At 66.6% G+C, this 26,584-nt stretch carries 24 protein-coding genes, 2 tRNA genes and 2 pseudogenes; 15 read left to right on the top strand and 13 right to left on the bottom strand.

What is annotated here, in order from left to right:
- Window positions 1-44: 44 nt before the first annotated feature.
- From AU072_RS19345 to rpmH, 5 genes are read right to left on the bottom strand one after another with little or no spacing between them, the layout of a single operon-like run.
- Complete coding sequence (locus tag AU072_RS19345; protein ID WP_064346128.1) at window positions 45-590, bottom strand: Jag family protein; 546 nt, start codon at window positions 588-590, stop codon at window positions 45-47.
- Between the two features lie 34 nt (window positions 591-624).
- Window positions 625-1,746 carry a membrane protein insertase YidC gene (yidC, locus tag AU072_RS19340; RefSeq protein WP_064415301.1) on the bottom strand — a complete coding sequence of 374 codons (1,122 nt, stop codon included), beginning with the start codon at window positions 1,744-1,746 and terminating at the stop codon, window positions 625-627.
- A complete protein-coding gene (gene yidD / locus AU072_RS27695) occupies window positions 1,739-2,107 on the bottom strand; it encodes a membrane protein insertion efficiency factor YidD (protein ID WP_082681032.1) in 369 nt (122 codons plus the stop codon). Before yidD ends, yidC begins: the two co-directional genes overlap by 8 nt.
- Before the next feature lie 8 nt (window positions 2,108-2,115).
- Entirely contained in the window at window positions 2,116-2,475 is a 360-nt protein-coding gene (gene rnpA / locus AU072_RS19335) for a ribonuclease P protein component (protein ID WP_064415308.1), read from the bottom strand.
- Between the two features lie 33 nt (window positions 2,476-2,508).
- Window positions 2,509-2,652 carry a 50S ribosomal protein L34 gene (gene rpmH / locus AU072_RS19330; protein ID WP_064346175.1) on the bottom strand — a complete coding sequence of 48 codons (144 nt, stop codon included), beginning with the start codon at window positions 2,650-2,652 and terminating at the stop codon, window positions 2,509-2,511.
- A 544-nt stretch (window positions 2,653-3,196) separates the two neighbouring features.
- Between rpmH and dnaA the strand changes: the two genes are divergently transcribed.
- From dnaA to AU072_RS19275, 12 genes and pseudogenes are all read left to right on the top strand, one after another.
- On the top strand, window positions 3,197-4,681 hold the full coding sequence (dnaA, locus tag AU072_RS19325; protein WP_064415300.1) for a chromosomal replication initiator protein DnaA: 1,485 nt from the start codon (window positions 3,197-3,199) through the stop codon (window positions 4,679-4,681).
- Window positions 4,682-5,238: 557 nt separating this feature from the next.
- Complete coding sequence (gene dnaN, locus AU072_RS19320) at window positions 5,239-6,432, top strand: DNA polymerase III subunit beta (protein WP_174523824.1); 1,194 nt, start codon at window positions 5,239-5,241, stop codon at window positions 6,430-6,432.
- A gap of 22 nt (window positions 6,433-6,454) precedes the next feature.
- Window positions 6,455-7,354, top strand: a pseudogene (gene gnd, locus AU072_RS19315) (phosphogluconate dehydrogenase (NAD(+)-dependent, decarboxylating)); the annotation flags it as partial.
- Window positions 7,355-7,365: 11 nt separating this feature from the next.
- Entirely contained in the window at window positions 7,366-8,526 is a 1,161-nt protein-coding gene (recF, locus tag AU072_RS19310) for a DNA replication/repair protein RecF (RefSeq protein ID WP_064415297.1), read from the top strand.
- The gene (locus AU072_RS19305) at window positions 8,523-9,077 is read left to right on the top strand and encodes a DUF721 family protein (RefSeq protein WP_064415296.1); all 555 of its coding nucleotides are present in this window, start codon (window positions 8,523-8,525) and stop codon (window positions 9,075-9,077) included. Before recF ends, AU072_RS19305 begins: the two co-directional genes overlap by 4 nt.
- 232 nt (window positions 9,078-9,309) lie before the next feature.
- The gene (gene gyrB / locus AU072_RS19300) at window positions 9,310-11,346 is read left to right on the top strand and encodes a DNA topoisomerase (ATP-hydrolyzing) subunit B (RefSeq protein ID WP_064415295.1); all 2,037 of its coding nucleotides are present in this window, start codon (window positions 9,310-9,312) and stop codon (window positions 11,344-11,346) included.
- 47 nt (window positions 11,347-11,393) lie between these two features.
- Complete coding sequence (gyrA, locus tag AU072_RS19295) at window positions 11,394-13,901, top strand: DNA gyrase subunit A (protein ID WP_064415294.1); 2,508 nt, start codon at window positions 11,394-11,396, stop codon at window positions 13,899-13,901.
- A 30-nt stretch (window positions 13,902-13,931) separates the two neighbouring features.
- Window positions 13,932-14,831 carry a DUF3566 domain-containing protein gene (locus AU072_RS19290; RefSeq protein WP_064415293.1) on the top strand — a complete coding sequence of 300 codons (900 nt, stop codon included), beginning with the start codon at window positions 13,932-13,934 and terminating at the stop codon, window positions 14,829-14,831.
- 119 nt (window positions 14,832-14,950) lie between these two features.
- A tRNA-Ile gene (locus AU072_RS19285) sits at window positions 14,951-15,024 on the top strand.
- A 16-nt stretch (window positions 15,025-15,040) separates the two neighbouring features.
- A complete protein-coding gene (locus AU072_RS28810; protein WP_263987679.1) occupies window positions 15,041-15,169 on the top strand; it encodes a hypothetical protein in 129 nt (42 codons plus the stop codon).
- A tRNA-Ala gene (locus AU072_RS19280) sits at window positions 15,160-15,232 on the top strand. Before AU072_RS28810 ends, AU072_RS19280 begins: the two co-directional genes overlap by 10 nt.
- A 163-nt stretch (window positions 15,233-15,395) precedes the next feature.
- Complete coding sequence (locus AU072_RS19275) at window positions 15,396-16,568, top strand: Fic family protein (protein WP_064415292.1); 1,173 nt, start codon at window positions 15,396-15,398, stop codon at window positions 16,566-16,568.
- Window positions 16,569-16,700: 132 nt separating this feature from the next.
- Here the strand turns inward: AU072_RS19275 and cwsA are convergent, their stop codons facing one another.
- The gene (cwsA, locus tag AU072_RS19270; protein ID WP_064415291.1) at window positions 16,701-17,141 is read right to left on the bottom strand and encodes a cell wall synthesis protein CwsA; all 441 of its coding nucleotides are present in this window, start codon (window positions 17,139-17,141) and stop codon (window positions 16,701-16,703) included.
- Window positions 17,142-17,248: 107 nt separating this feature from the next.
- Here cwsA and AU072_RS19265 point away from each other — a divergent pair, with 107 nt between their 5' ends.
- Entirely contained in the window at window positions 17,249-17,776 is a 528-nt protein-coding gene (locus AU072_RS19265; RefSeq protein ID WP_064401181.1) for a peptidylprolyl isomerase, read from the top strand.
- 104 nt (window positions 17,777-17,880) lie between these two features.
- Here AU072_RS19265 and AU072_RS19260 read toward each other — a convergent pair whose 3' ends face one another.
- The gene (locus AU072_RS19260; RefSeq protein ID WP_064415290.1) at window positions 17,881-18,306 is read right to left on the bottom strand and encodes a PH domain-containing protein; all 426 of its coding nucleotides are present in this window, start codon (window positions 18,304-18,306) and stop codon (window positions 17,881-17,883) included.
- A gap of 154 nt (window positions 18,307-18,460) precedes the next feature.
- A complete protein-coding gene (crgA, locus tag AU072_RS19255; protein WP_064415289.1) occupies window positions 18,461-18,724 on the bottom strand; it encodes a cell division protein CrgA in 264 nt (87 codons plus the stop codon).
- Between the two features lie 81 nt (window positions 18,725-18,805).
- Here crgA and AU072_RS19250 point away from each other — a divergent pair, with 81 nt between their 5' ends.
- Window positions 18,806-19,591 carry a DUF881 domain-containing protein gene (locus tag AU072_RS19250; RefSeq protein ID WP_407937614.1) on the top strand — a complete coding sequence of 262 codons (786 nt, stop codon included), beginning with the start codon at window positions 18,806-18,808 and terminating at the stop codon, window positions 19,589-19,591.
- Between the two features lie 77 nt (window positions 19,592-19,668).
- Window positions 19,669-20,355, top strand: a complete 687-nt coding sequence (locus AU072_RS19245; protein WP_064415287.1) for an aminodeoxychorismate/anthranilate synthase component II — start codon at window positions 19,669-19,671, stop codon at window positions 20,353-20,355.
- Here the strand turns inward: AU072_RS19245 and pknB are convergent.
- The 5 genes and pseudogenes from pknB to AU072_RS28650 form a co-directional block, all read right to left on the bottom strand.
- On the bottom strand, window positions 20,333-22,210 hold the full coding sequence (gene pknB, locus AU072_RS19240) for a Stk1 family PASTA domain-containing Ser/Thr kinase (RefSeq protein ID WP_064415286.1): 1,878 nt from the start codon (window positions 22,208-22,210) through the stop codon (window positions 20,333-20,335). The two genes, AU072_RS19245 and pknB, sit on opposite strands and share 23 nt — an antisense overlap.
- The gene (locus AU072_RS19235) at window positions 22,207-23,550 is read right to left on the bottom strand and encodes a protein kinase domain-containing protein (protein WP_064415285.1); all 1,344 of its coding nucleotides are present in this window, start codon (window positions 23,548-23,550) and stop codon (window positions 22,207-22,209) included. Before AU072_RS19235 ends, pknB begins: the two co-directional genes overlap by 4 nt.
- A 46-nt stretch (window positions 23,551-23,596) precedes the next feature.
- The gene (pbpA, locus tag AU072_RS19230) at window positions 23,597-25,072 is read right to left on the bottom strand and encodes a D,D-transpeptidase PbpA (protein ID WP_064415284.1); all 1,476 of its coding nucleotides are present in this window, start codon (window positions 25,070-25,072) and stop codon (window positions 23,597-23,599) included.
- Window positions 25,069-26,481, bottom strand: coding sequence for a peptidoglycan glycosyltransferase RodA (locus AU072_RS19225; protein ID WP_064415283.1), 1,413 nt, complete (start codon window positions 26,479-26,481; stop codon window positions 25,069-25,071). Before AU072_RS19225 ends, pbpA begins: the two co-directional genes overlap by 4 nt.
- 26 nt (window positions 26,482-26,507) lie before the next feature.
- Window positions 26,508-26,584: pseudogene (locus AU072_RS28650) on the bottom strand (PPOX class F420-dependent oxidoreductase); the annotation flags it as partial.

Below are 26,584 nucleotides of genomic sequence, written 5' to 3'. Positions count from 1 at the left end.
GTCGGACCGACGACGCCAATGAACTACACAGTTGTAACTCTGAATCAGTCGGCGAGAACGACCACGCGCCGCGACGGCTCGACGCCCTCGCTCTCGCTGTGGACGCCGTCCACCGCCGCCACCGCGTCGTGCACGATCTTGCGCTCGAACGGCGTCATCGGGGCGAGCTCTTCGCGTTCCCCGGTCTCGAGCACACGGCGCGCCACCTTGTCGCCCAGTGCGGCCAACTCGTCGCGGCGCCGCCGCCGCCACCGCGCGATGTCGAGCATCAGCCGGCTGCGCTCCCCCGTCTTCTGGTGCACAGCGAGCCGCGTCAGTTCCTGCAACGCGTCGAGAACCTCACCCTTGCGCCCCACCAACTTGTTGAGGTCGGCGCCGCCGTCGATGCTCACGACCGCGCGGTCCCCCTCGACGTCGAGGTCGATGTCACCGTCGAAGTCCAGTAGGTCCAACAACTCCTCGAGGTAGTCGCCCGCGATCTCGCCCTCGGCGACCAGCTTCTCTTCCAGATCGTCCTCGGCTACCGGCGCGGCGGCGCTGCTGTCTTCATCAACGAGTTCGTCGCGCTCGGTCGTTTCGGCATCAGTCATGTCGTTCCCTCCTCATCCCACCGGGCTGGTCCGGTCACCGTTTACGTTTCTTGGGCCGCGATCCGGGGCGCGGGCTCGCGCCGGGCCGCGGCGTGCGGTTCGTCGCTCCGCTGGCCGCCTTGCCCGGACTGCTGTCCGTCTGCTTCTTGCCCGGCGCGCCGTTCTCCGACGCGGGCTCGCTGCTGTCGGCCTCGTCGCCCTCAACTGGCTCCGCCGTCTCGGGAGCCTTCGCGGCCTGAGCCTTGCGATTCCGGTTCGGCTTGACCCCCGGCGGCGGTGCATTCTTCGCCTGCCGCTCTTGGGCCTCGAGCTTCTTCGCCTCTTCTTCCTTCTCGATCTTGCCGAACACGTAGTGCTGCTGACCGAAGGTCCAGATGTTGTTCGCGAGCCAGTACATGATGATGGCCAGCGGCAGGAACGGCCCGCCGACGACGACGCCGAGCGGGAAGACGTAGAGCGCCAACTTGTTCATCATCGCCGTCTGCGGGTTGGCGGCGGCCTCCGGGCTCTGGCGCGAGATCGAGGCGCGGCTGTTGAAGTACGTGGCGATCCCGGCGAGGATCATGATCGGCACGCCGACCCCGATGACCGCCGCCCGGTTGAACTCGGTGAAGGCATCCAGGCCGGTGGTCTGAATCATGGTCGCGCCCAACGGCGCTCCGAACAGGTGCGCGTCGAGGAAGTTCGCGACGTCGGTCGGGCTGAAGACGTAGTTACCGGTCGCCCGGTTCTGCTCCACCGACAACTGGATCTGACCGAATCCGCCCTGCGTCCGGTTGAAGGACCGCAACACGTGGAACAGCCCGAGGAACACCGGCACCTGAGCCAGCATCGGCAGGCACCCCAGGATCGGGTTGAAGCCGTGCTCGCGCTGCAACTTCTGCATCTCCAGCGCCATGCGCTGACGGTCCTTGCCGTACTTCTTCTGCAGCGCCTTGATCTGGGGCTGCAATTCCTGCATCTGGCGCGTCGTTCGGATCTGCTTCACGAACGGCTTGTAGAGGATCGCGCGCAGGGTGAACACCAGGAACATCACCGAGAGCGCCCACGCGAAGAAGTTCGACGGCCCCAGCAGGAAGGCGAACAGCTTGTACCAGACCCACATGATCGCCGACACCGGGTAGTAGATGATGTCGAGGCTGAACCAGTTAAACACGCGTCTCGCTTCCTGCTCGCAATGCTGGATGGCCGCCAGTGACGTCGGCAGCGGTGTCCCGATCCTGTGAAGACTCGTCCGCGGGAGCGCCCGCCACGTCTGCGTCGCCGTGTCCGCCGGCTGCCGGGCGGTCCGGGATCGGATCCCATCCTCCCCTATGCCATGGCCCGCATTTCAACAGCCGTACCGTCGCGAGCCAACCACCGCGCACGAGCCCGTACTCGGTCAGTGCGTCCACCGCGTACTGGCTACAGGTCGGAGTGAATCGACACGTCGGCAGCCGTAGCGGCGAGATGGTGTGCCGGTACAGCTGGATCACGTAGATGACCGCGCGGGCCGTCCACGCGCCGACGGACCTCACCGTCGTCCTCACCGGGATGCCTCGGTCTTGGGTCTGGCTCGGCGAAGCGCTGTGCGCAGTTCTTGTTCGAGTCGCGCCGAGATCGCATGCCGGCTGCTGGGGAGCGCGCGGATCACCACCCGATCGGCGGGGTCCAGCTCATCGATGAGGGTTCGTGCGACATGACGCAGTCGCCGCGCCACGCGATGGCGTTGCACCGCGGTGCCGACCGCTTTGGAGACCACCAGACCGATCCGGGGCCCCGGCTCAGAGGCTTCGTCGGAACGCAGCGCGTGCACGACGAGATCGGGCTGCACTGCGCGCACCCCTCGGCTGACCGTGTTCCCGAACTCCGTCGAACGCGTCATGCGGTACCGCGCCGGAAGCACCAGCGTCAACTCCCGCTCGAAGTCACGTGGGAGTCACGCGGTCAGCTTGCGCCGACCCTTGCTCCGCCGGTTCGTGACGATCGCACGACCTGCCCGCGTGCGCATCCGCAGCCGGAAGCCATGCACACGCGCCCGGCGCCGGTTGTTCGGCTGGAAGGTCCGCTTGCCCTTGGCCACGGCTGTCTCCTTGTTGCGTCTGGCACCCGCATCCCCCACCGACGACGTACGAATCGGTTTGGACGCAGTTGCCGTTGGTAAGCTCGTCCATCTTGCTAGCCGGCGCGGTCCCCGGTCGATGCCCGGGTCGCAGCCGTATCGCCTCGTACGGGCGACTGTTCGAGGGTACTGAGGAGATTTCGCTGGGTCAAACCTGGCCGAATGACCGTGTGGACAGCCACATTTGCAACACCCGTCACCGCCGACCAACAGCAGAAAATATCCGTCCACGCAATGTGGCAGAACGGTTGGCACCCGCGAAGAAAACTGTTAGCTTCTGCCAATGCCGCTTCGATAACGAAACGGCGACGGACAACGAAGCGAGGATGCCCGACCAGTCGTGAGCCCACACATCTGTGATGTGGCCCGACCCGCGGCCTCCCCGCCGGTGGAAAACAGAACGACGACGACTGTCCAGTCTCCACAGCCTGTGGATAACTTTGTGGACAGATCGTCATCGTTCCTTTTGGTCGTCTCTGGGCCGGCCGCAAGGGGGTAGTCGTCGTTGACAGCTGACCCCGACCCCCCGTTCGTAGCCGTGTGGAACACGGTGGTCGCCGAACTCAACGGCAGCCCCGCGGGAGCGGGTGGCGATATGGCGGGCCCGGGCCTGACTCCCCAGCAAAGAGCCTGGTTGAAGCTGGTCAAACCCCTGGTGATCACCGAGGGCTTCGCCCTGCTGTCGGTGCCCACCCCGTTCGTGCAGAACGAGATCGAACGTCACCTGCGGGAGCCGATCATCACCGCGTTGAGCCGCCAGCTCGGCCAGCGCGTTGAACTGGGTGTGCGTATCGCCGACCCGGGACCCGACGACACCGACGGTCCGTTGAGCGGACTGGCGGCCGTCGGCGAACCCGACGAAGTCGACGACGACCTCGAAGCCCGGGCCAGCGCCGAAGAAAGTTGGCCGACGTACTTCACCAGCCGGCCGCCCAGCACGCTGACCGACGACGCCACCGCGGTCAATCTCAACCGGCGCTACACCTTCGACACGTTCGTCATCGGCGCCTCGAATCGCTTTGCTCACGCGGCGACGCTCGCGATCGCCGAGGCGCCGGCCCGCGCGTACAACCCGTTGTTCATCTGGGGCGAATCCGGGCTGGGCAAGACGCATCTGCTGCACGCGGCCGGCAACTACGCCCAGCGGCTGTTTCCCGGCATGCGCGTCAAGTACGTGTCGACCGAGGAATTCACCAACGACTTCATCAACTCCCTGCGCGACGATCGCAAGGCGTCGTTCAAGCGCAGCTACCGCGACATCGACGTGTTGCTGGTCGACGACATCCAGTTCATCGAGGGCAAGGAAGGCATCCAGGAGGAGTTCTTCCACACCTTCAACACCCTGCACAACGCGAACAAGCAGATCGTCATCTCCTCAGATCGGCCCCCCAAGCAGTTGGCCACCCTCGAGGACCGGCTGCGTACCCGTTTCGAGTGGGGACTGATCACCGACGTCCAGCCGCCGGAGCTGGAGACGCGGATCGCCATCCTGCGCAAAAAGGCTCAGATGGACCGTCTCGATGTTCCCGATGACGTCCTCGAGCTCATCGCCAGCAGCATCGAGCGCAACATCCGCGAACTCGAGGGCGCCCTCATCCGCGTCACCGCGTTCGCGTCGTTGAACAAGACGGCGATCGACAAGTCGCTGGCCGAGATCGTGCTGCGCGATCTGATCTCCGACGCCAGCACCATGCAGATCAGCACCGCGGCGATCATGGCCGCCACCGCCGAGTACTTCGAGACCACCGTCGAGGAGTTGCGCGGCCCCGGTAAGACCCGTGCGCTCGCCCAGTCCCGACAGATCGCGATGTACCTGTGCCGCGAGCTGACCGATCTGTCCCTGCCGAAGATCGGGCAGGCGTTCGGCCGCGACCACACCACCGTGATGTACGCGGAGAAGAAGATTCGCGGTGAGATGGCCGAGCGCCGTGAGGTATTCGATCACGTGAAAGAACTCACCACGCGTATCCGTCAGCGCTCCAAGCGCTGACTCAGCTCGCACCCCCTCCCCTTCCGTCGTGATCGATCGCGCCCAGATGTGGCCGTCCCGACAAAATTTCTTCAAAAATCTTCTGTACCGCAGGCATCACCAGTCACAGCGCGGCGTTGTGCACACCGATGTGGAGAACCTGGGATCAACCCGCGGACTATCAGCCGATTGCTACACAACCCCCGGCGTCTCCACAGTTTGTCCCGCCCGGCGCCGCCTTCATCCACAGTTACCTCACAGGCGCCTGTGCCCGTAAGCAGCACCGACATGTATTCATCCCCAGCATTCACAGGCCCTAATACTGTTGCTTGTATATCTCTGAAGAATCTCCTTCGAAGAAGGCCCTTGGGGAAGCTCGGAACCATCGGCGGTCGTACCGGCCGGACGGCGGCGATGTCACCGCGATCGATTAGCTTTCAAGTTGGGGCGGAAAGCTCTACGGTGATTCAGCACAGCCGTTACGGTCGTCGGGGACGCATCGTTGAGACGCGTGGTGAGACACCGGGAAACCGCTGCTCGAGGCTTGTCGTGATTGTGATCGAAGGGACCCTATGGACGTGGCGACGACAACGGTTGGTGTCACCGATCTGAAGTTCCGCCTGGTACGTGAAGACTTCGCCGAAGCCGTGGCATGGGTGGCCCGCAATCTGCCCACCAGGCCCACGGTCCCGGTGCTCGCCGGCGTCTTGCTCACCGGCTCCGAGGACGGGTTGACGATTTCGGGATTCGACTACGAGGTTTCCGCCGAGGTGCGGGTGCCTGCCGAGATCGCTTCACCGGGCAGCGTTTTGGTTTCCGGTCGGTTGTTGTCCGACATCACCCGGGCGCTGCCGGCCAAACCGATCGATGTGAGCGTCGACGGCACGCGGGTTTTGCTGACATGTGGTAGTTCGCGCTTCTCGTTGCCGACGATGGCCGTCGAGGACTACCCCACGCTGCCCGCACTCCCCGACGAGACCGGTGTCATATCCGCTGAGCTGTTCTCCGAAGCGATCGGCCAGGTCGCCGTCGCGGCCGGCCGCGATGACACGCTGCCGATGTTGACCGGCATCCGTGTCGAAATCGCCGGAGAGAAAGTGGTTTTGGCCGCAACCGACCGGTTCCGCCTGGCGGTTCGCGAGCTGACATGGTCGACGGCCGGTCCCGACCTGGAGGCGGCGGTGTTGGTGCCGGCCAAGACACTTTCGGAAGCGGCCAAAGCCGGCTCCGACGGCGGTGACGTGCATCTGGCGCTCGGCGCGGGATCGGCGGTCGGTAAGGAGGGGCTGCTCGGTATCAGCAGTGGGGGCAAGCGCAGTACCACCCGGCTGCTCGATGCGGAGTTCCCGAAGTTCCGGCAGTTGCTGCCCACCGAGCACACCGCGATGGCGACGATCGGGGTCGGTGAACTCACCGAGGCCATCAAGCGTGTGGCGCTGGTGGCCGATCGCGGCGCCCAGGTGCGGATGGAATTCTCCGAGGACTCGTTGCACCTGTCGGCGGGCGCCGACGACGTAGGCCGCGCCGAGGAGGACCTTCCGGTCAGTTTCGTCGGTGATCCGCTGACCATCGCGTTCAACCCCACGTATCTGACGGACGGTCTGAGCTCGTTGCATTCGGAGCGGGTCACCTTCGGTTTCACCACACCCAGCCGTCCCGCGGTGTTGCGTCCGGCCAATGACGACGACACCGATGTCGGTGCGGCGGGACCGTTCCCCGCGCAACAGACCGACTACGTCTACCTCCTGATGCCGGTGCGCCTACCCGGCTGACCGGCCCGACGCCACGGAAGGGGCGCACATGCAACTCGGCCTGGTCGGTCTCGGCAAAATGGGCTTCAACATGCGCGAGCGCCTGCGCAAAGGAGGTCATGAGGTCGTCGGATACGACCCGAGACCGGAAGTCACCGACGTGCCCACGCTCGCGGCCCTGGCCGACGCCCTCGATGCCCCGCGGGTGGTGTGGGTGATGGTGCCCTCAGGACCGATCACCCGCGACACCATCACCGCTCTGGCCGATGAGCTCGACGCGGGCGATCTGGTCATCGACGGCGGAAATTCCCGTTACACCGAGGACGGCCCGCATGCGAAACTGTTGGGCGAGAAGGGAATTGCGTTCATCGATGCCGGTGTTTCCGGCGGGGTGTGGGGATTGACGGAAGGCTATGGCCTGATGGTTGGCGGCAGCGACGCCGACGTCGAACGCGTGATGCCGATCTTCGACACCTTGCGGCCGCCGGGGCCGCGGGAAGACGGTTTCGTGCACGCCGGGCCGGTCGGTGCGGGCCATTACGCGAAGATGGTGCACAACGGTATCGAGTACGGCCTGATGATGGCTTACGCCGAGGGCTACGAGCTGTTGGCCGCCGAGGACCTGATCACCGACACCCAAGCCGTCATCCAGGCGTGGAGCAACGGCACCGTCGTGCGGTCCTGGTTGCAGCAGTTGCTCGCCAAGGCGTTGAAGGAGGACCCGGAATTCGGTGAGATCAGCGGATACACCGAGGATTCCGGCGAGGGTCGGTGGACCGTCGAGGAGGCCATCCATCACCGAGTGCCGATGCCGGTGATCGCGGCGTCGCTGTTTGCCCGGTTCGCCTCCCGCCAGGAGGATTCCCCCGCGATGAAGGCGGTTTCTGCTCTGCGCAACCAGTTCGGTGGGCACGCGGTCAAACGGGTCAGCGAGTCGGGGTAGGCGGTCGCGTCGTGTACGTCCGCCGCCTGGCGTTGACCGACTTCCGATCGTGGCCGAGCGTCGAATTGGATCTCGAGCCCGGCCGGACCGTGTTCGTCGGGCCGAACGGCTTCGGTAAGACGAATATCGTTGAGGCACTCTGGTATTCGTCGACCCTCGGATCGCATCGGGTCGCCACGGACGCACCGCTGATCCGGACCGGCGCCGGACGTGCGGTGGTGTCGACCATCGTCGTCAACGAAGGCCGGGAACTGGCGGTGGATCTGGAGATCACGGCCGGGCGGGCCAACAAGGCCCGCATCAACCGCTCCCCCGTGCGCTCCGCTCGCGAGATTCTCGGCGTGCTGCGGGCCGTGCTGTTCGCCCCGGAGGACCTGGCCCTGGTGCGTGGCGATCCCGGTGAGCGGCGCCGCTTTCTCGACGAACTCGCCACCACCCGGCGCCCGCAGGTCGCCGCGATCCGCGCGGATTACGACAAGGTGCTGCGCCAGCGGACCGCGCTGCTCAAGACGGCCTCCGGTGCTCGATTCCGCGGTGATCGAGGTGTTTTCGACACCCTCGACGTGTGGGACGGCCACCTCGCCGAGACGGGAGCCAAGCTCATTGCCGCACGGGTGGATCTCGTGAACCAGCTGGCACCGGAGGTGGAGAAGGCATACCAGCTGCTGGCACCGTCGTCGCGGCCTGCGGCGATCCGCTACCGCAGCGGCGTGGAGGTGGTCGAGGCAGAGGCGGCGGCGGGCACCGCCGATGCCGAGATGTTCGAGGCGGCCCTGCTGGACGCCTTGGCGCGCCGGCGCGATTCCGAACTGGAACGCGGGGTGTGCCTGGTGGGGCCCCACCGCGACGACCTCGAACTGCGGTTGGGCGATCAGGTCGCGAAAGGCTTTGCCAGCCATGGGGAATCGTGGTCGATGGCGTTGTCGTTGCGGCTGGCCGCCTATGAACTACTGCGTGCGGAAGGGGGCGATCCGGTGTTGTTGCTCGATGATGTGTTCGCCGAGCTGGACAAGGCGCGCAGGCAGGCGCTGGCCGCGGTGGCGGCCTCGGCCGAGCAGGTCTTGGTCACCGCCGCCGTACCTGAGGACGTCCCAGCCGATTGGGACGCGCGCAGGATTGGAGTGACGATGCGCGACGAGGATCTCGGACGAATCTCGGTGGTGGAGCCATGACCTCGCCCGACGATGCAGCGGGACCGCCCGAACACCTGGCGCATCTGCGCGGGATGGATCTGGTCCGGCGCACGCTCGAGGAGGCGCGCGGTGCGGCGCGCAGCCAGGGTAAGGAGGTCGGTCGCGGCCGCGGTGCGGCGCCTCGAAAGATCGCCGGTAATGCGCGTCGGCGCTGGTCGGGTCCCGGCCCGGACTCCCGCGATCCGCAGCCGTTCGGCCCCGCCGCAAGCGAACTGGCCCGCAGCCGCGGATGGTCCGGACGCGTCGCCGAGGGCGCGGTGTTCGGCCGCTGGCCCGGCGTCGTCGGTGAGGGTATCGCCGCACACGCGACGCCGACCTCCCTCAACGAGGGTGTGTTGACCATCTCGGCGGAGTCCACGGCATGGGCCACGCAGTTGCGGATGGTGCAGGCGCAGGTGTTGGCCAAGATCGCGGACGCGGTGGGCGACGGCGTTGTCAGATCGCTGAAGATCGTCGGACCGGTCGCGCCGTCGTGGCGCAAGGGCCGCTATCACATCGCGGGCCGAGGCCCCCGCGACACGTACGGATAGCGGCCGGACGGCAGTTGCCTCAAAGGCGCGAGAACGCCGCAATCCTAGTTCTCAAGCGTCTTCAGGCACCCGAGATCGAGAAATTCCACAGGCGGCCCAAATAGGTGTGCAGAAACGCCGCCTCAGAGTCGGTGCTGTCAAGCTCTGCCGGTAGGATGGAAGCAGATCCGCAGGCGGTGGTTAACCGCCTCGCCAGCCGTCCCCGGCAAGAGACCAAGGAGACCCGTCCAACGTGGCTGCCCAGAAGAAGAGTGCTCCCAAGGAGTACGGCGCCGATGCAATCACCATTCTCGAGGGTCTCGAAGCCGTCCGCAAACGTCCGGGCATGTATATCGGGTCCACCGGCGAGCGTGGTCTGCATCACCTGATCTGGGAGGTCGTCGACAACGCGATCGACGAGGCGATGGCCGGCTACGCCACCCGGGTGGACGTGAAGATCCTCGGCGACGGCAGCGTCAGCGTGACCGACGACGGGCGCGGCATCCCCGTCGAGAAGCACAAGCAGGCGGGTATCCCGACCGTGGACGTGGTCATGACCCAGCTGCACGCCGGCGGCAAATTCGGTGGCGAGAACAGCGGATATGCGGTGTCGGGCGGTCTGCACGGCGTCGGTGTCTCGGTGGTCAACGCGCTGTCCTCGCGGGTCGAGGTGACGATCCTGCGTGACGGTTACGAGTGGTTCCAGTACTACGACCGCTCGGTGCCCGGCGAGCTCAAGCAGGGCGGCAAGACCAAGGAGACCGGGACGACGGTGCGGTTCTGGGCCGATCCGGACATCTTCGAGACCACCGAATACGACTTCGAGACCGTCGCCCGGCGCTTGCAGGAGCAGGCGTTCCTGAACAAGGGCTTGACCATCGAGCTCACCGACGAGCGGGTGACCGCCGAAGAGGTCGTCGACGAGGTGGTCAGCGATACCGCCGAGGCGCCGAAGACCGCCGACGAGAAGGCGGCCGAGGACAAGGGTGCGCACAAGGTCAAGCACCGGGTGTTCCATTACCCCGGCGGTCTGGTGGATTTCGTCAAGCACATCAACCGGACGAAGACGGCGATCCAGCAGAGCATCATCGACTTCGACGGCAAGGGTCCCGGTCACGAGGTCGAGATCGCGATGCAGTGGAACGCCGGCTACTCCGAGTCGGTGCACACCTTCGCCAACACCATCAACACCCACGAGGGCGGTACCCACGAGGAAGGATTCCGCGCCGCGCTGACGTCGGTGGTCAACAAGTACGCCAAGGACAAGAAGCTCCTCAAGGACAAGGACCCCAACCTCACCGGTGACGACATCCGCGAGGGGCTGGCCGCGGTGATCTCGGTGAAGGTCGCCGAACCGCAGTTCGAAGGCCAGACCAAGACGAAACTCGGCAACACCGAGGTCAAGTCGTTCGTGCAGAAGATCTGCAACGAGGAGCTGACGCACTGGTTCGACGCCAACCCCGCCGAGGCCAAGACCGTTGTCAACAAAGCGGTTTCGTCGGCGCAGGCCCGGATCGCCGCGCGTAAGGCGCGGGAGTTGGTGCGGCGCAAGAGCGCCACCGACATCGGCGGTCTGCCCGGCAAGCTGGCCGACTGCCGCTCCACCGACCCCCGCAAATCCGAACTGTATGTGGTCGAGGGTGATTCGGCCGGCGGCTCGGCCAAGAGCGGACGCGACTCGATGTTTCAGGCGATCCTGCCGCTGCGCGGCAAGATCATCAACGTCGAAAAGGCCCGTATCGACCGGGTGCTCAAGAACACCGAGGTCCAGGCCATCATCACCGCGCTGGGCACCGGCATCCACGACGAATTCGACATCTCCAAACTGCGCTACCACAAGATCGTGCTGATGGCCGATGCCGACGTCGACGGCCAGCACATCTCCACCCTGCTGCTGACGCTGCTGTTCCGGTTCATGAAGCCGCTCATCGAAAACGGCCACGTGTTTTTGGCCCAACCCCCGCTCTACAAGCTCAAGTGGCAGCGCAGCGAACCGGAGTTCGCCTACTCCGACCGCGAACGCGACGGGCTGCTCGAAGCGGGGCGCAAGGCGGGCAAGAAGATCAACACCGACGACGGTATCCAGCGCTACAAGGGTCTGGGCGAGATGGATGCCAAGGAGCTGTGGGAGACCACCATGGACCCCTCGGTGCGGGTGCTGCGCCAGGTCACCCTCGACGACGCCGCGGCCGCCGACGAACTGTTTTCCATCCTGATGGGCGAAGACGTCGAAGCCCGCCGCAGCTTCATCACCCGCAACGCCAAAGACGTTCGCTTCCTTGATGTTTAGCGGCGATGTTGCCCGCGCAAATTCAACCCGATACTAAAGGCTGATTGATGACTGATACGACGTTGCCCCCCGGTGACGAAGCAGGCGACCGCATCGAGCCGGTCGACATCCAGCAGGAGATGCAGCGCAGCTACATCGACTACGCGATGAGCGTGATCGTCGGGCGCGCGCTGCCCGAGGTGCGCGACGGGCTCAAGCCCGTGCACCGCCGTGTGCTCTACGCGATGTTCGACTCCGGTTTCCGCCCGGACCGCAGCCACGCGAAATCCGCACGCTCCGTAGCCGAGACGATGGGTAACTACCACCCGCACGGTGACGCCTCGATCTACGACACCCTCGTGCGTATGGCCCAGCCGTGGTCGCTGCGCTACCCGCTGGTCGACGGGCAGGGCAACTTCGGTTCGCCGGGCAACGACCCGCCGGCCGCCATGAGGTACACGGAGGCGCGGCTCACTCCGCTGGCGATGGAGATGCTGCGCGAAATCGACGAGGAGACAGTCGATTTCATTCCGAACTACGACGGGCGGGTGCAGGAACCCACCGTCCTGCCGAGCCGGTTCCCCAACCTGTTGGCCAACGGTTCGGGCGGTATCGCCGTCGGTATGGCCACCAACATTCCGCCGCACAACCTGCGTGAGCTGGCCGACGCGGTGTACTGGTGCCTGGAGAATTTCGAGGCCGACGAGGAGGCCACGCTGGCCGCCGTCACCGAACGCGTCAAAGGCCCGGACTTTCCCACCTCCGGCCTGATCGTCGGATCCCAGGGCATCTCCGACATGTACACCACCGGCCGCGGGTCGGTGCGCATGCGTGGTGTGGTGGAGATCGAAGAGGACAGCCGCGGCCGCACCGGCATCGTCATCACCGAGCTGCCGTATCAGGTGAACCACGACAACTTCATCACCTCGGTCGCCGAGCAGGTCCGCGACGGCAAGCTGGCCGGCATCTCCAACATCGAGGACCAGTCCAGCGACCGGGTCGGGCTGCGCATCGTCATCGAGATCAAGCGCGATGCGGTGGCCAAGGTGGTGCTCAACAACCTCTACAAGCACACCCAGCTGCAGACCAGCTTCGGGGCCAACATGCTGGCCATCGTCGACGGTGTTCCGCGCACGCTGCGCCTCGACCAGCTGATCCGCCACTACGTCAACCACCAACTCGACGTGATCGTGCGTCGCACCCGGTACCGGTTGCGCAAGGCCAACGAGCGGGCCCACATCCTGCGCGGTCTGGTCAAGGCGCTCGACGCACTCGACGAGGTGATCGCGTTGATCCGGGCGTCGGAGACCGTCGACGTGGCGCGCCAGGGCCTGATCGAGCTGCTCGACATCGACGACATCCAGGCCCAGGCGATCCTGGACATGCAGCTGCGCCGCCTGGCCGCCCTGGAACGCCAGCGCATCGTCGACGACCTGGCCAAGATCGAGGCCGAGATCGCCGACCTCGAGGACATCCTGGCCAAGCCCGAACGGCAGCGCGCGATCGTTCGCGATGAACTCAAAGAGATCGTCGACAAGTACGGCGACGACCGGCGCACCAGGATCGTGGCCGCCGACGGGGAGGTCGCCGACGAGGACCTCATCGCTCGCGAGGACGTCGTCGTCACCATCACCGAGACCGGTTACGCCAAGCGCACCAAGACCGACCTGTACCGCAGCCAGAAGCGCGGTGGTAAGGGCGTGCAGGGCGCCGGGCTCAAACAGGACGACATCGTCAACCACTTCTTCGTCTGCTCGACGCACGACTGGATCCTGTTCTTCACCACCCAGGGTCGGGTCTACCGCGCCAAGGCATACGAACTGCCCGAGGCGTCGCGCACCGCGCGGGGCCAGCATGTGGCGAACCTGCTGGCGTTCCAGCCGGAAGAACGGATCGCACAGGTCATCCAGCTCAAGACCTACGAGGATGCGCCGTACCTCGTGTTGGCCACCCGCAAGGGGCTGGTGAAGAAGTCGCGGCTGGTCGACTTCGACTCCAACCGCTCCGGCGGCATCGTCGCGGTGAACCTGCGCGACGGCGACGAGCTCGTCGGCGCGGTCTTGTGTTCGGCCGACGACGACCTGCTGCTGGTCTCGGCCAAGGGGCAGTCGATCCGGTTCTCGGCAACCGATGAGGCGCTGCGGCCGATGGGTCGTGCGACCTCCGGCGTGCAGGGCATGCGGTTCAACACCGACGACGAGCTGTTGTCGCTCAACGTCGTGCGACCGGATACGTATCTGCTGGTCGCCACGTCCGGCGGATACGCCAAGCGCACCGCGATCGACGAGTACCCGGTACAGGGACGCGGCGGTAAAGGGGTCCTGACGATCCAATTCGACAAGCGCCGTGGCAATCTTGTGGGAGCGTTGATCGTCGATGACGACACAGAGTTGTACGCCATCACCTCCGGTGGGGGCGTCATCCGGACGGCGGCTCTCCAGGTTCGCAAGGCCGGGCGGCAAACCAAGGGTGTTCGGTTGATGAACCTGGGTGAGGGCACGACACTGATAGCCATCGCACGCAACGCGGAGGAAGGCGACAGCACCGACGAGGTCAACACCGACCCCGGTGCCTGATCCGGGGACGGGACCAGTGAGGAGCCGTAGGTGAGTTCACCGAACGAGCCGGGACACCCCCGCGGGGGCGACGGTCCAGGCGGCGCCAACGGCTCCGCGACCAACCAGGACGCCCCCGGCGCCCGATCCGAGGTCCCGGACCGCGCCGAGGTGCCGCCATGGCAGCGCGGCCCCGCGGCGCGGACCCCGCACCCGGGCCAGCGCCCCCCGGAGCCGCCGAGGCGGGCTCCAGCACCCGGGCCGCGCGGCGAGGGCCCCGGTGAGGACGGCCATCCCCCCGAGCGGGCGGTCGAGGACCAGCGCGGTACTCCGAACAACTCGCCCGCGGCCGGCGCCCGGCCGAATCGGTTCATCGTCGGCGCTGGGACGCCCACCGAGGAGGTGCCGGCGCGCAGCGAGCGGCCCGAGCAACCGCGCCCCGAGGCGTACGCCAGCGAGTTACCGGACCTGTCCGGGCCGATGCCGCGCCCGGCCCAGCAGCGCAAGCCCGCCGACCGTCCGCACCCGGAGCCCGGAAGCCGGCCCGCGTCCGGGGCGCGCGTCCAGGTCGGCACCCGGCACAAGGGCCCGGTGCGGGCCAGCATGCAGATCCGCCGGATCGACCCCTGGAGCACGCTCAAGGTGTCGGCGGTGCTGTCGGTCGCGCTGTTCTTCGTGTGGATGATCGCCGTCGCATTCCTGTACCTCGTGCTCGGCGGCATGGGCGTGTGGAGCAAGCTCAACACCAACGTCGGCGACCTGCTCACCAGCGCCGGCGGGGGTTCCGGCGGTGAATTGGTGTCCAGCGGAACCATCTTCGGCGGTGCGACGCTGATCGGGTTGGTCAACATCGTGCTGCTGACCGCGATGGCGACCATCGGCGCCTTCATCTACAACCTGACCACGGACTTGGTCGGCGGGGTGGAAGTCACGCTCGCCGACCGGGATTGATCGTCGGCTCGCCGACGGATCGATTGTCGGTTCGCCGACGGGGATTGAGGCGTAGACCGCGGTTTGGGCGCGAGCCCACGATTGCGGTAATCTCGTCGCTCGGCCATCCCGGCGGTAACGGGGCTATAGCTCAGGCGGTTAGAGCGCTTCGCTGATAACGAAGAGGTCGGAGGTTCGAGTCCTCCTAGCCCCACGGAAAGGTTCACACCATGAGACGGGTGCTGCTGATCGTCACGGCGATCGCCGCGGCAGCCACCGTCGCGGTCTGGCGCTCGCGCCACGGCATCGAGGTGTGGCACGCGGCGCCCGATGCGCCGCCTGCAAACCAGGGGCCTTAGCTCAGTTGGTAGAGCGCTACCTTTGCAAGGTAGATGTCAGGAGTTCGATTCTCCTAGGCTCCACAAGTTGAACCGCCTGAGGCGGTGGATCGAGTTTCTTCCGACGCTGTCTGCGTGCCAACACCGGCGCACACATTCGCGTGTCACTTTTCAAGGTTAAGCCGTTAACCTTGAAATTACAGACCTGGTTTTCAAGGTTGTGGCACTGCGACAGGTGGGACCTGTGATGGATGTAGAAAAGCTGCGTGCCAGCCCGATAGGACAACTCGTTCACATATCGGGCTACGACCCACGGTTCAAAGAAGATTACGACTGCGTCGCGTTCGTACCTGATCCGCTCCCCGTTGAACTACAGCTCGAGGCGGCGACGTACAACGCGGTTGTCGATGCCACTGCAGCGATGGCGCGCGCTGACCAGGCGGCGTCGCTCCTGCCGAACCCCGCATTACTCGCGCGTCCAGCCACACGTCGAGAAGCTGTCAGCACGTCGGCGCTCGAGGGCACCTACGCGGCCCTATCCGATGTTTTCGAAGCAGACTTCCTAGACGCTGACGAGATAACCGCCTCGGTGAGTGAAGTCCGCAATTACGTGACCGCCGCAGAGCGTGCCTACGAACTGGTGGCCCGAGGCCAACCCATATCAATACGCATGCTGGAAGATTTGCAGCAAGAGTTGTTGCGCGGCACGGCGAGTGATGGGCCGCACGCCGGGAGCGTACGCACAACCCAGGTGTTCATCGGCGTGGGCAATCGTCGGGTCACTTCGGCGCGGTTTGTCCCGCCGCCCGCCGACCATCGGCTCCTGGATGGGCTCGATGCTTGGCAAGCCTGGATCCGGGACGCCAGAAGTCCGATACCGACGATCATTCGTGTTGCCGCCGCGCACTACCAGTTTGAGACGTTGCACCCCTTCCACGATGGCAACGGCCGATTAGGGCGGCTGGTGATGGCGCTTCAGTTGATGGCTTCGGGAGATCTCCGCTACCCGGTCTTGAACATCTCCCCCTGGCTTGAGCAGAACAGAACCGAGTATCAGGACGGTCTGCTTCGCGTATCTCAAACCGGTGAGTGGGATCCCTGGATCTGCTTCATCTCAGCGGCCATTCACGCCGAGGCGCTCGAAGTGATCGCACGCGTCGACAAACTCCTCGCTCTTAGGGAGAGCTTTCAGATGACGTTGCAGGGTTCCAAGGGCGTCTCGCTTCGAATTGCCGACGACCTGATCGGCTATCCGATGATCACCGCCTCGCTGGCGGCGAAGTTATACGGCGTCTCGTATCAGGCGGCCAACACCGCCATCTCGAAGTTGGTTGAACGGGGGATTCTCAGGCAGCGCACAACTGGCAGATATGACCGAATCTTCCAATGTGATGAGGTTCTGGCGGCGCTCGAGTACTGACGGTGCGCACGGCCATGCAGCTTTCCCAGTGCCCTCCGTTCCGGAACTTTTAGTGCAACCCGGATTGGCCGGTCTAGCGACGGCACGCACGTGACCCGGGAGGGGCTCGTCAAACTGCAGCGGTGACAGCGCTCAGGGTTTCGGCGTCACTTCCACACTCGGCGGCAGCGGCGACGGCTCCGGCTGTGTCGACCTGCGCACGATAGAGAACGCCACCGCTCCCCCGGCCACCACGACGACACCGGCCGCCGCCAACACCAGCCGGCGCCTGCGCTGCCGGGCCTTCGCCGCACGCGTCGGGGCCGCTCCCTGCAAAACCTGGGACACGACTTCCTGCGCCGCGGCCAGCTCCTGCGCGATCGCCTCCTGCGCGGCGGCCAGATCCTCGCTCAGCTGAGCCTTGATGCGGCCGCGGCGATATCGCTCCCCCACCCACGCCGCCGACGACTGCGCACCGTTGACCCCGAGGCCCACTGCGCCGCGCGTGACATCGACCGGCCCGACCGCCGTGTACTTCAGGCCGCGGCTCAAGCGCTGGCCGGGGGTCAACCGGATCTCGGTCCTGGTGCTCATGGGGGTGCCTTTCTCGCGGCCGGGGGTGCGACCACAACAGCCTGCCATTTACCCGAACCCAACGGTGCCGGAAGGGCGTCGAACGCGGCGTGGCACACTGGCAACCCGTGACGAGCCCCATTCAGACAGCGACCGCGACACTGCACACGAACCGCGGCGACATCAAGATCGCACTCTTCGGAAACCATGCGCCCAAGACCGTTGCCAACTTCGTCGGCCTGGCGCAGGGCACCAAGGACTACAGCGGTGAGAACGCCTCGGGAGGCACGTCCGGCCCCTTCTACGACGGCGTGGTCTTTCACCGCGTCATCGACGGCTTCATGATCCAGGGCGGCGACCCGACCGGTACGGGTCGCGGCGGACCGGGTTACAAGTTCGAAGACGAATTCCACCCCGAGTTGCAGTTCGACCGGCCCTACCTGCTGGCGATGGCCAACGCCGGCCCGGGCACCAACGGGTCGCAGTTCTTCATCACGGTCACCAAGACCCCGCATCTGAATCGCAAGCACACGATCTTCGGCGAGGTCGTCGACCCCGAGTCTCAGAAGGTCGTCGACGCGATCGCGACCACTGCGACCGACCGCAGTGACCGGCCGACCGACCCGGTGGTCGTCGACTCGATCACGATCGCCTGACGCGCGACCGCCAAAGGGTTGCCGAGCACCGAGACGACGGTTTCTGATGAAGTTCGCGCCGTACGCATCAGTAACCGCAGTCTCGGCACCGGCAACGTAAGCGCTCAGGAGGAACCCGGGCCGGCGTAGCCGGCCTGGGTCAGCGCGTCGAGCACGTGCAACGGGTCGGTGCCCAGATCCCACCGGGTGAATACGATCAGGTCCCCGCTGTTGGTGTCGATCTCAAGAAGCCGGACTTTGCGGGCCAACCGCCGGAACTCAGTGATCCGGATCAGTTTGATCTCGGTGCGCGGCAAAACCTTCGTGCCGAACCACCCGCGACTGACGAGGGCGTCATTTTTGATTGCCAGCTTCGGCCGCGCGCGCCACGAGAAGATTGCGAACACGAGCAAACTCACCCCGGCAACACCGCCGAGAAGGCGCCCCGGCGGGTCTGTGATCAGGCTCACAGCGACCGCAGCCAAGATAATTCCGCCTACGGCACACGCCGCGATGCCACCGGTAGCTGGGCTCCATTGAGTTTGCTGCACGAGTTCTACACACCCTTCCACCGGGATGTATGCGGTTATCCACAAGTGCTATCCCCAATGGGGATGAATCACATCCGTGTGATCCGGTTACCGGATGGTTGCTGGGACGGTAACGCGAAGCGACAGGGATGAATTCAATTCAAGACGGGCAATCTCAGCGCCACCGCATGGTGAGCAACAGCCCGGTGATCATGAAGGCAAAGGCGATCGCGTAGTTCCACGGCCCGAGCTCCGCGAGGAACGGGATGGCCGAGGACGCCAACTGGAAGACCAGCAGCCAGACCAGGCCGATCAGCATCAAGCTGACGAACAGCACGACGAACCAGGTGCTCGACGGCCCGGCTTTGACCTTGACGGGCGTCCGGCTCACCGGGTTCGTGGCGAAGTCGTTCTTCTTGCGGACCTTGGACTTGGGCATGGGTACCTTCGGGACAACTGAATGCGACGATGTATGTACGAGCCTAACCCAGGCCCGGCACTTCAGATTCAGGGAAGCCAGTTGCAGCGGTCGCATCATCGAAAGCCGACGCCCAAAACGGTCGGCCGGTGGTCGTCGGCGTGGCGGTACGGGGTGCCGGTGGTCTGTCTGCTCGCCGGCCTGTTGCTTGCCGCCACCCACGGTGTCTCCGGTGGTGACGAGATCCGCCGCAGCGACGCCCCGCGCCTTGTCGACCTGGTCCGCGAGACTCAACAGTCCGTGGACCGGCTCAGCGCAGAACGCGACGCGTTGGTGTCGTCCGTCGACAGCCATCACGGGGGCAGTCCGGGTGCGGATGCGGCCCTGACCGCGATCACCGCGCGCTCGGCGCGGCTGGCCGCCGAGGCGGGCCTGGAGCCACTGCGCGGACCCGGCCTGGTCGTCACGCTCAACGACGCGCAACGCGACGCCGAGGGCCGCTTCCCCCGCGACGCCACGCCCGACGACCTCGTGGTGCACCAGCAGGACATCGACGCCGTCCTCAACGCGTTGTGGAGCGCCGGGGCCGAGGGCATCCAGATGCAGGACCAACGCATCATCGGCACCTCCGCGCCCAGGTGCGTCGGCAACACCCTGCTGCTCAACGGGCGCACGTACAGCCCGCCCTATGTCATCACCGCGATCGGTGATGCGCGCGCGATGCAGGCGGCGTTGGCGGCCGCTCCCCTGGTCACCCTCTATCGCCAGTACGTGGTGCGGTTCGGCCTGGGCTATTCGGAAGAGCCCCGGGCGTCGGTCGAACTAATCGGCCACAAGGAGCCGCTGCGCATGCAGTTCGCCAAGCCCGCGGGCCCGATCGGATATTGATCCCGGCCCCGCCCGGTGTGGCACGTCGCACCCGCCACGACCCGGTAGGCCGAGCGGGCACCCAGTAACCTGGGCTGATGCAGGTCTTGGTCGTCGACAACTACGACAGCTTCGTGTTCAACCTCGTGCAGTACCTCGGTCAGCTCGGGGTCCAGGCGCAGGTATGGCGCAACGACGACGACCGGCTGGCCACCGACGCCGATATCGCCAAGGCTGCCGCTGATTTCGACGGTGTGCTGCTGTCCCCCGGCCCGGGTACGCCCGAGCGGGCCGGCGCCTCGATCCCGCTCGTCAAGGCGTGCGCGGCGGCCGGAACCCCGCTTCTGGGCGTGTGCCTCGGGCACCAGGCGATCGGGGTCGCGTTCGGGGGCACCGTGGACCGCGCACCCGAACTGCTGCACGGTAAGACCAGCGTCGTCCACCACACCGATTCCGGTGTGATGCAAGGACTTCCGAATCCCTTCACCGCCACCAGGTACCACTCGCTGACCATCCTGCCCGAAACGGTGCCCGACGAACTCGAGGTGACCGCACGCACCGAGGGGGGCGTCATCATGGCGGTGCGCCACGTCGGGCTGCCGATCCACGGCGTGCAATTCCACCCCGAGTCGATCCTGACCGAGGGTGGGCACCGGATGCTGGCGAACTGGCTCGGCTACTGCGGCGCCGCGCCCGCCGAGTCCCTGGTACGGCAATTGGAGGACGAGGTCGCCGGCGCCATCGCCGCCGGCCGACAAGCGGCTACGACGCGAAGTTCAGCGTGACCGTGTCCCCGAAGTTGACCCCGCTGCCGGGCGCCGGGTTCTGAGTCACCACCGCATTGGTGCGCTGACCGCTGTTCTGCACGTCGGCGCCCTTGTCCAGGAAACCCGTCCAGCCCAACGCGCGCAGCCGCGGCTCCGCGTCCACCCAGAACATGCCCCGCAGGTCGGGCATCACGAACTGGTTGCACGCCGACAGCTGCAGCTGGATGGGGGAGTCGACCGCGGAGTCCTGTCCGGCCGCAGGCAGCGTGCCGATGACCTGTCCGCAGGGTTCGGGGCTGTCGACCTGGACCGACACCACATTGGTGAACCCGGCAGCGGTCAGGATCTCGCGCGCCGGCGCCTCCGGCTGGTTCTCGACGTTCGGTACGGGACGGCTCTGGGGACCGGAACCGACGATGACGGTGATCTCGTTGGTGATCGCGGACGTCTGATTGGCCGGGGGATTTGTGCCGAGCACCTTGTCCTTCAGCTCGGGTGTCGACGGTGAGGATGACGATTTGAACCTCTCGAAGCCGGCCTCTTTCAACCGTTCCGTCGCCTGGGTGTAGGTCAGGTTCCTGACGTCGGGGATCTCGCGCTGCTCCGGGCCGGTGGAGACGTTGAGGGTGATCTCCTCGCCCGCTCCGACCGACGTGTCGGCGCTGGGGTCGGTGCTGATGACGTGGTCGGGGGGGACCGTCGAGTCGGGCCGCTGCTGGGTCCGGGTCTTGAATCCGCGGTTCTGCAGTTCGGCGATCGCGTCCGCCGACGGCTGACCGCTGACGTCGGGAACTTCGACGTTGCGGGTGGTTCCGCCGAACATGTTGATCGCGACGGTGACCACGACCGTGAGAACAGCCAGCACCGCGACCGCTGCCAGCCACCGGGCGACCGAGCCGCGGCGGTCGCGGTCGGAGTCGTCGGGGGCCGGCACCGGTGGCATCGGGTCGATCGGCTCGGTGCGCTCGTGGCCCGTCGGCGCCGACAGCAGCGAGCTGCGTTCGGCGTCGGTGAACACCTTGGGCGCCTCCGGCTGCTCCCCGCTGTGCACCCGGACCAGATCGGCGCGCATCTCGGCGGCGGTCTGATACCGGTTGTCGGGGTTTTTGGCCAACGACTTGAGCACCACCGCGTCCAGTTCGGGGCCGATCGCGGGATTGCGCTGCGACGGCGGTACCGGATCCTCACGGACGTGCTGGTAGGCCACCGCCACCGGTGAGTCACCGATGAAAGGTGGCTCGCCGGTGAGGATTTCGTAGAGCACGCAGCCCAGCGAGTAGACGTCGGAACGGGCGTCGACCTTCTCGCCGCGGGCCTGTTCGGGCGAGAGGTACTGCGCGGTGCCGATCACCGCCGCGGTCTGGGTGACGCTGTTGGCGTCGGCCAGTGCCCGGGCGATGCCGAAGTCCATCACCTTCACCGCACCGGTCTTGCTGATCATGATGTTGGCCGGTTTGACGTCGCGGTGGATGATGCCGTGCTGGTGGCTGAAGTTCAGCGCCTGGCAGGCGTCGGCGATCACCTCGATGGCCCGCCGCGGCTCCATGGGGCCGTCGTTGTGGACGATGTCGCGCAGCGTCACGCCGTCGACGTACTCCATCACGATGTAGGGCAGCGGGCCTTGCGGGGTCTCGGCCTCGCCGGTGTCGTAGACCGCGACGATCGCCGGGTGGTTGAGGGCCGCGGCGTTCTGGGCCTCGCGGCGGAACCTCAGATAGAAACTCGGGTCGCGGGCGAGGTCGGCGCGCAGCACCTTGATCGCGACGTCGCGGTGCAGCCGTACGTCGCGCGCGAGGTGGACCTCGGACATACCCCCGAAGCCGAGGATTTCGCCGAGCTCATAGCGGTCGGACAGGTGTTGCGGGGTCGTCATTGCAATGTCTGTTCTGGAGCCGAACGCCACTGGTAGGGCTCCTGTGCCGGGGCTGACGGCAATACCGGCGGCATTGCCGGTGACGCCATCGCCTGCGGTGTGGTTACCCCTGATTGTCCCTCACGACCGCCACCGCTTTCTTCGACGGCCCCGTCGGGAAGCGCCGCGGGTGACTCGAACGGGGTGGTCTCGGTGATCGTGTTGGTGATCGTGGGCGGTGGGGTCTGGCGGTCCTGGCGGTCCTGGGCGTTGAGCACGATCAGGATCGCGATGATGATCGCCAGCGCTCCCAGCACGCCGGCGGCCCACAACAGCGCGCGCTGGCCCGAGGAGAACGTCCGCCGCGGCGGGGGAGGCCGATGGCTGCCGGTCGCCGAGCGTGGGCGGGCGGCGGTGGCCGGGGCGCGGCCGGTCATGTCGGCGGCGGCGCGGGCCTGGGTGGCCGACGGCACAGCGGTGGGCGCGGCCCGACCGATCGAGGGCGCGGCGTTCGGCCGCGGCGGGCGCCGACCGGAGCGCACCGCGGCCACCGCGTCGGCGAACGCCCCGCCGGAGCGGTATCGCATGCCGGGGTTCTTGACCAACGTGATCTCGATCAGCTCGCGCACGTTGGGTGGAAGGTCGGCGGGCAGCGGCGGCGGCGTCTCCTTGATGTGCTTCATCGCCACCGTCAGCGCACCGTCACCGGTGAACGGCCGCTTGCCCGAAACCGATTCGTAGCCAACGACTCCCAGCGCGTAGACATCGCTGGCGGCGGTGGCGTCGTGCCCGAGGGCCTGCTCGGGGGCGATGTACTGGGCGGTGCCCATCACCATGCCGGTCTGCGTCACCGGCGCGGCGTCGACGGCCTTGGCGATGCCGAAGTCGGTGAGCTTGACCTGGCCCGTCGGCGTGATGAGGATGTTGCCCGGCTTCACGTCGCGGTGCACCAGCCCCGCACTGTGGGCGACCTGCAGGGCGCGGCCCGTCTGCTCGAGCATGTCGAGGGCATGGCGCAGCGACAGCCTGCCGGTGCGTTTCAGCACCGAGTTCAGCGGTTCACCGTTGACGAGCTCCATCACCAGGTAGGCGGTGCGCCCCTCGCCGTCCATGTCGGTCTCGCCGTAGTCGTACACGCTGGCGATGCCGGGGTGGTTGAGCATGGCGACGGTGCGCGCCTCGGCGCGGAACCGCTCGACGAACTCGGGGTCGGTGGAGTACTCCGCCTTGAGCACCTTGACCGCGACCCGGCGGCCCAGTCGGGAGTCCACGGCCTCCCAGACCTGTCCCATGCCGCCGGTGGCGATCAGCCGCTGCAACCGGTAGCGCCCCGACAGCGTCACTCCTACGCGAGCCGTCATACGGCCCCCTGGTCACATGCTGTGCGGACCGCGTGCTGGGGGGCTGTCATGAGCCCTCCCGCAGGGCCGCGGCGATGGTGGCCCGCCCGATCGGAGCGGCCAACGCGCCGCCGGTTGCCGACAGCCGGTTACCGCCGTTCTCGACCAGGACCGCGACCGCCACCTTGGGGGCCTGGGCCGGGGCGAAGGCGATGTACCAGGCATGCGGAGGGGTGTTGCGTGGATCGGTACCGTGCTCCGCTGTGCCGGTCTTGGATGCGATCTGCACGCCGGCGATGGCTCCCTTCTGCTGAGTCACCTGCTCGGCGGCGACCATCAAGTCCGTTAGTGTATCGGCGACCTGCTCCGACACCGCCCGGCGCTCTTCCTGCGGGGCCGTCGTGGCGATGTTCGAGAGGTCCGGTCCCTTCAGGTTATCGACCAGGTACGGCTTCATCGCCACCCCTTTGTTGGCGATGGCCGCGGCGATCTGGGCGTTCTGCAAGGGGGTCAGCGCGACGTCCTTCTGCCCGATGCTCGACATGCCCAGCGCGGCGGCGTCGGGGATGGGACCGACGCGGGACTCGACCACCTGCAGTGGGATCGCCGGGGCCGATGCGTCGAGCCCGAACCCGCGCGCGGCCGAACGCAGCGCGTCGGCGCCGGTGTCGATCCCCAACTCGACGAACGCGGTGTTGCAGGACCGGGCGAACGCCTCCTGCAGCGACGTGGTGGGGCCGCCGCCGCAGGCCGAGCCGCCGAAGTTCTCCAGCGTTGCGGTGCTGTCCGGCAACGGAATTCGCGGTGCCGCGGTGAGCTGCGTGTTCACCGTCGCACCGCGCTGCAGCGCCGCCGCGGTGGTGATCACCTTGAACGTCGACCCCGGGGGGTAGGTCTCGGAGATCGCCCGGTTCAGCAGCGGCGACTCGGGGTCGTCGCGCAGCCGCTGCCAAGCCTCGGTCTGGGCGGCCATGTCGTGGGTGGCCAACAGGTTGGGGTCGTAGGACGGCGACGACACCATTGCCAGGATCTTGCCGGTCGACGGCTCGATGGCCACCACCGAACCCTTGCACGGACCGTCGCAGCCCTCTTCCATCGCGTCCCAGGCCGCCTGCTGGACCTGCGGCCTGATCGTGGTGTCGACGTTGCCGCCGCGCGGGTCGCGGCCGGTGAAGAAGTCGGCGAGCCTGCGGCCGAACAGCCGCTCGTCGGAGCCGTTGAGGATGGAGTCCTCCGCACGTTCCAAGCCGCTGCTCGAATACTGCAGCGAGTAGAAGCCGGTGACCGGGGCGTAGGCCAGCGGATTGGGATACACCCGCAGGAAGCGGAATCGGCCGTTGGTGGACACCGAGTACGCCAGCAGTTGGCCGCCCGCGGAGATCTGCCCGCGCTGGCGGGAGTACTCGTCGAGCAGCACCCGCTGGTTGCGGGGATCCGAGCGCAGCCCGTCGGCCGTCAACACCTGCGTCAGCGTGGCATTGCCCAACAACAGCACGATCAGGGCCATGACCGTGACGGCGATGCGGCGCAGCGAGGTGTTCATACTTTCTCGATCACCTCGGTGCTGGCCGCCGCGATCGGCGTGGGTGTCTGGGGGCCGGCGATGATCGGACGCCGCGCGGCGTGCGAGATTCGCACCAGGATCGCCAGCAGGGCGTAGTTCGCCAGCAGCGAGGAGCCGCCGTAGGACATCCACGGTGTGGTCAGCCCGGTCAGCGGAATGAGCTTGGTGACCCCGCCGACGACGATGAACAGCTGCAGCGCCAGCGTCGAGGCCAGGCCCGCGGCGAGGAGCTTTCCGAAGCTGTCCCGCACGGCGATCGCGGTGCGCAGGCCGCGGATGATCACGATCGTGTAGAGCATCAGCACCGCGGCCAGCCCCACCAGACCGAGTTCCTCACCGACGGCCGCGATGATGAAGTCCGTCGACGCGGCGGGCACCGTACCGGGCTGACCGTTGCCCAGGCCGGTGCCGAAGATCCCTCCGGTGGCGAAGCTGAACAACGACTGCACCATCTGATAACCCGCGCCGTCGGGATCGGCGAACGGGTCGAGCCACGTCTGCACCCGCACCTGCACATGGTCGAACATGTGATACGCCGCAACGCTTCCCGCGGCGAACAAGGCCAGCCCGATGACCACCCAGCTGAGTCGGTCGGTCGCCGCGTACACCAACACCAGAAACGACGCGTACAGCAGCAGCGAGGTGCCGAGGTCCTTCTCGAAGATCATCACGCCGACCGAGGCGATCCATGCGGCCAGCAGTGGCGCGAGGTCACGGGGGCGGGGCAGGTCCATGCCCAGGACGTGTTTGCCGGCACTGGTGAAGACGCTGCGCTTGGACACCAGGACCGCGGCGAAAAAGATCAGCAGCAAAATCTTGGAGAACTCGGCGGGCTGAATCGAGAAGCCCGGCAAGCGAATCCAGATCTTGGCACCGTTCTGTTCGGACAACGCGCGCGGCAGCACGGCGGGGATGGCGAGCAGCACCAGGCCGGTGAACCCGCAGACGTAGCCGTAGCGGGCCAGCAGCCGGTGGTCGCGGAGAAAGATCACGATGAGCGAGAACCCGACGACACCCAGCAGGGTCCACAGCATCTGCTGGTTCGCCGTACCGCCCAGGCCGTCCTGGGACAGTTCGCCGGCGGCGAGGTCGAGACGGTGAATCATCACCAGCCCCAAGCCGTTCAGCAGCGCGACGACCGGTAGCAGCAGAGGGTCGGCGTACGGGGCGAAACGTCGTATCGCCAGGTGCGCACCGCTGAAGAGCGCCATGTACGCCACGGTGTAGCTCGCGAGGTCCCAGTGCAGACCCTGCTCCTGGTTCGCCTCGACGAGCAGGAGCGCAAGAGTGGTGATGACGGTGGCGAAACCCAGCAGGAGCAGTTCGGCGTTGCGCCGGTTGGGAAGTGGTGGCGCGACGGAGACGGCGGACTGCGGTTGGGTCGTCATGACACTTCCCGGCAGTTGACTCCCGGCTCGAACCAGATCTCGCCGTCGAGCACGGCGTACCACATCGCGACCAGGTGGGGCCGCCCGTCGGGCAGCACCGTGG

It is taken from the genome of Mycolicibacterium novocastrense (assembly GCF_001499835.1).
In the GTDB taxonomy this organism is placed as follows: domain Bacteria; phylum Actinomycetota; class Actinomycetes; order Mycobacteriales; family Mycobacteriaceae; genus Mycobacterium; species Mycobacterium novocastrense.
The sequence above is the reverse complement of the archived record's forward strand: the minus strand, read 5'-3'. Positions and strand labels throughout refer to the sequence as shown.

Coding starts and splice junctions, on each gene's coding strand:
- AU072_RS19345 (WP_064346128.1), bottom strand. CDS start 590: ATGACTGATGCCGAAACGACCGAGCGCGACGAACTCGTTGATGAAGAC.
- AU072_RS19305 (WP_064415296.1), top strand. CDS start 8,523: ATGACCTCGCCCGACGATGCAGCGGGACCGCCCGAACACCTGGCGCAT.
- gyrA (WP_064415294.1), top strand. CDS start 11,394: ATGACTGATACGACGTTGCCCCCCGGTGACGAAGCAGGCGACCGCATC.
- AU072_RS28810 (WP_263987679.1), top strand. CDS start 15,041: ATGAGACGGGTGCTGCTGATCGTCACGGCGATCGCCGCGGCAGCCACC.
- AU072_RS19275 (WP_064415292.1), top strand. CDS start 15,396: ATGGATGTAGAAAAGCTGCGTGCCAGCCCGATAGGACAACTCGTTCAC.
- cwsA (WP_064415291.1), bottom strand. CDS start 17,141: ATGAGCACCAGGACCGAGATCCGGTTGACCCCCGGCCAGCGCTTGAGC.
- crgA (WP_064415289.1), bottom strand. CDS start 18,724: ATGCCCAAGTCCAAGGTCCGCAAGAAGAACGACTTCGCCACGAACCCG.
- AU072_RS19245 (WP_064415287.1), top strand. CDS start 19,669: ATGCAGGTCTTGGTCGTCGACAACTACGACAGCTTCGTGTTCAACCTC.
- pknB (WP_064415286.1), bottom strand. CDS start 22,210: ATGACGACCCCGCAACACCTGTCCGACCGCTATGAGCTCGGCGAAATC.
- AU072_RS19235 (WP_064415285.1), bottom strand. CDS start 23,550: ATGACGGCTCGCGTAGGAGTGACGCTGTCGGGGCGCTACCGGTTGCAG.
- pbpA (WP_064415284.1), bottom strand. CDS start 25,072: ATGAACACCTCGCTGCGCCGCATCGCCGTCACGGTCATGGCCCTGATC.
- AU072_RS19225 (WP_064415283.1), bottom strand. CDS start 26,481: ATGACGACCCAACCGCAGTCCGCCGTCTCCGTCGCGCCACCACTTCCC.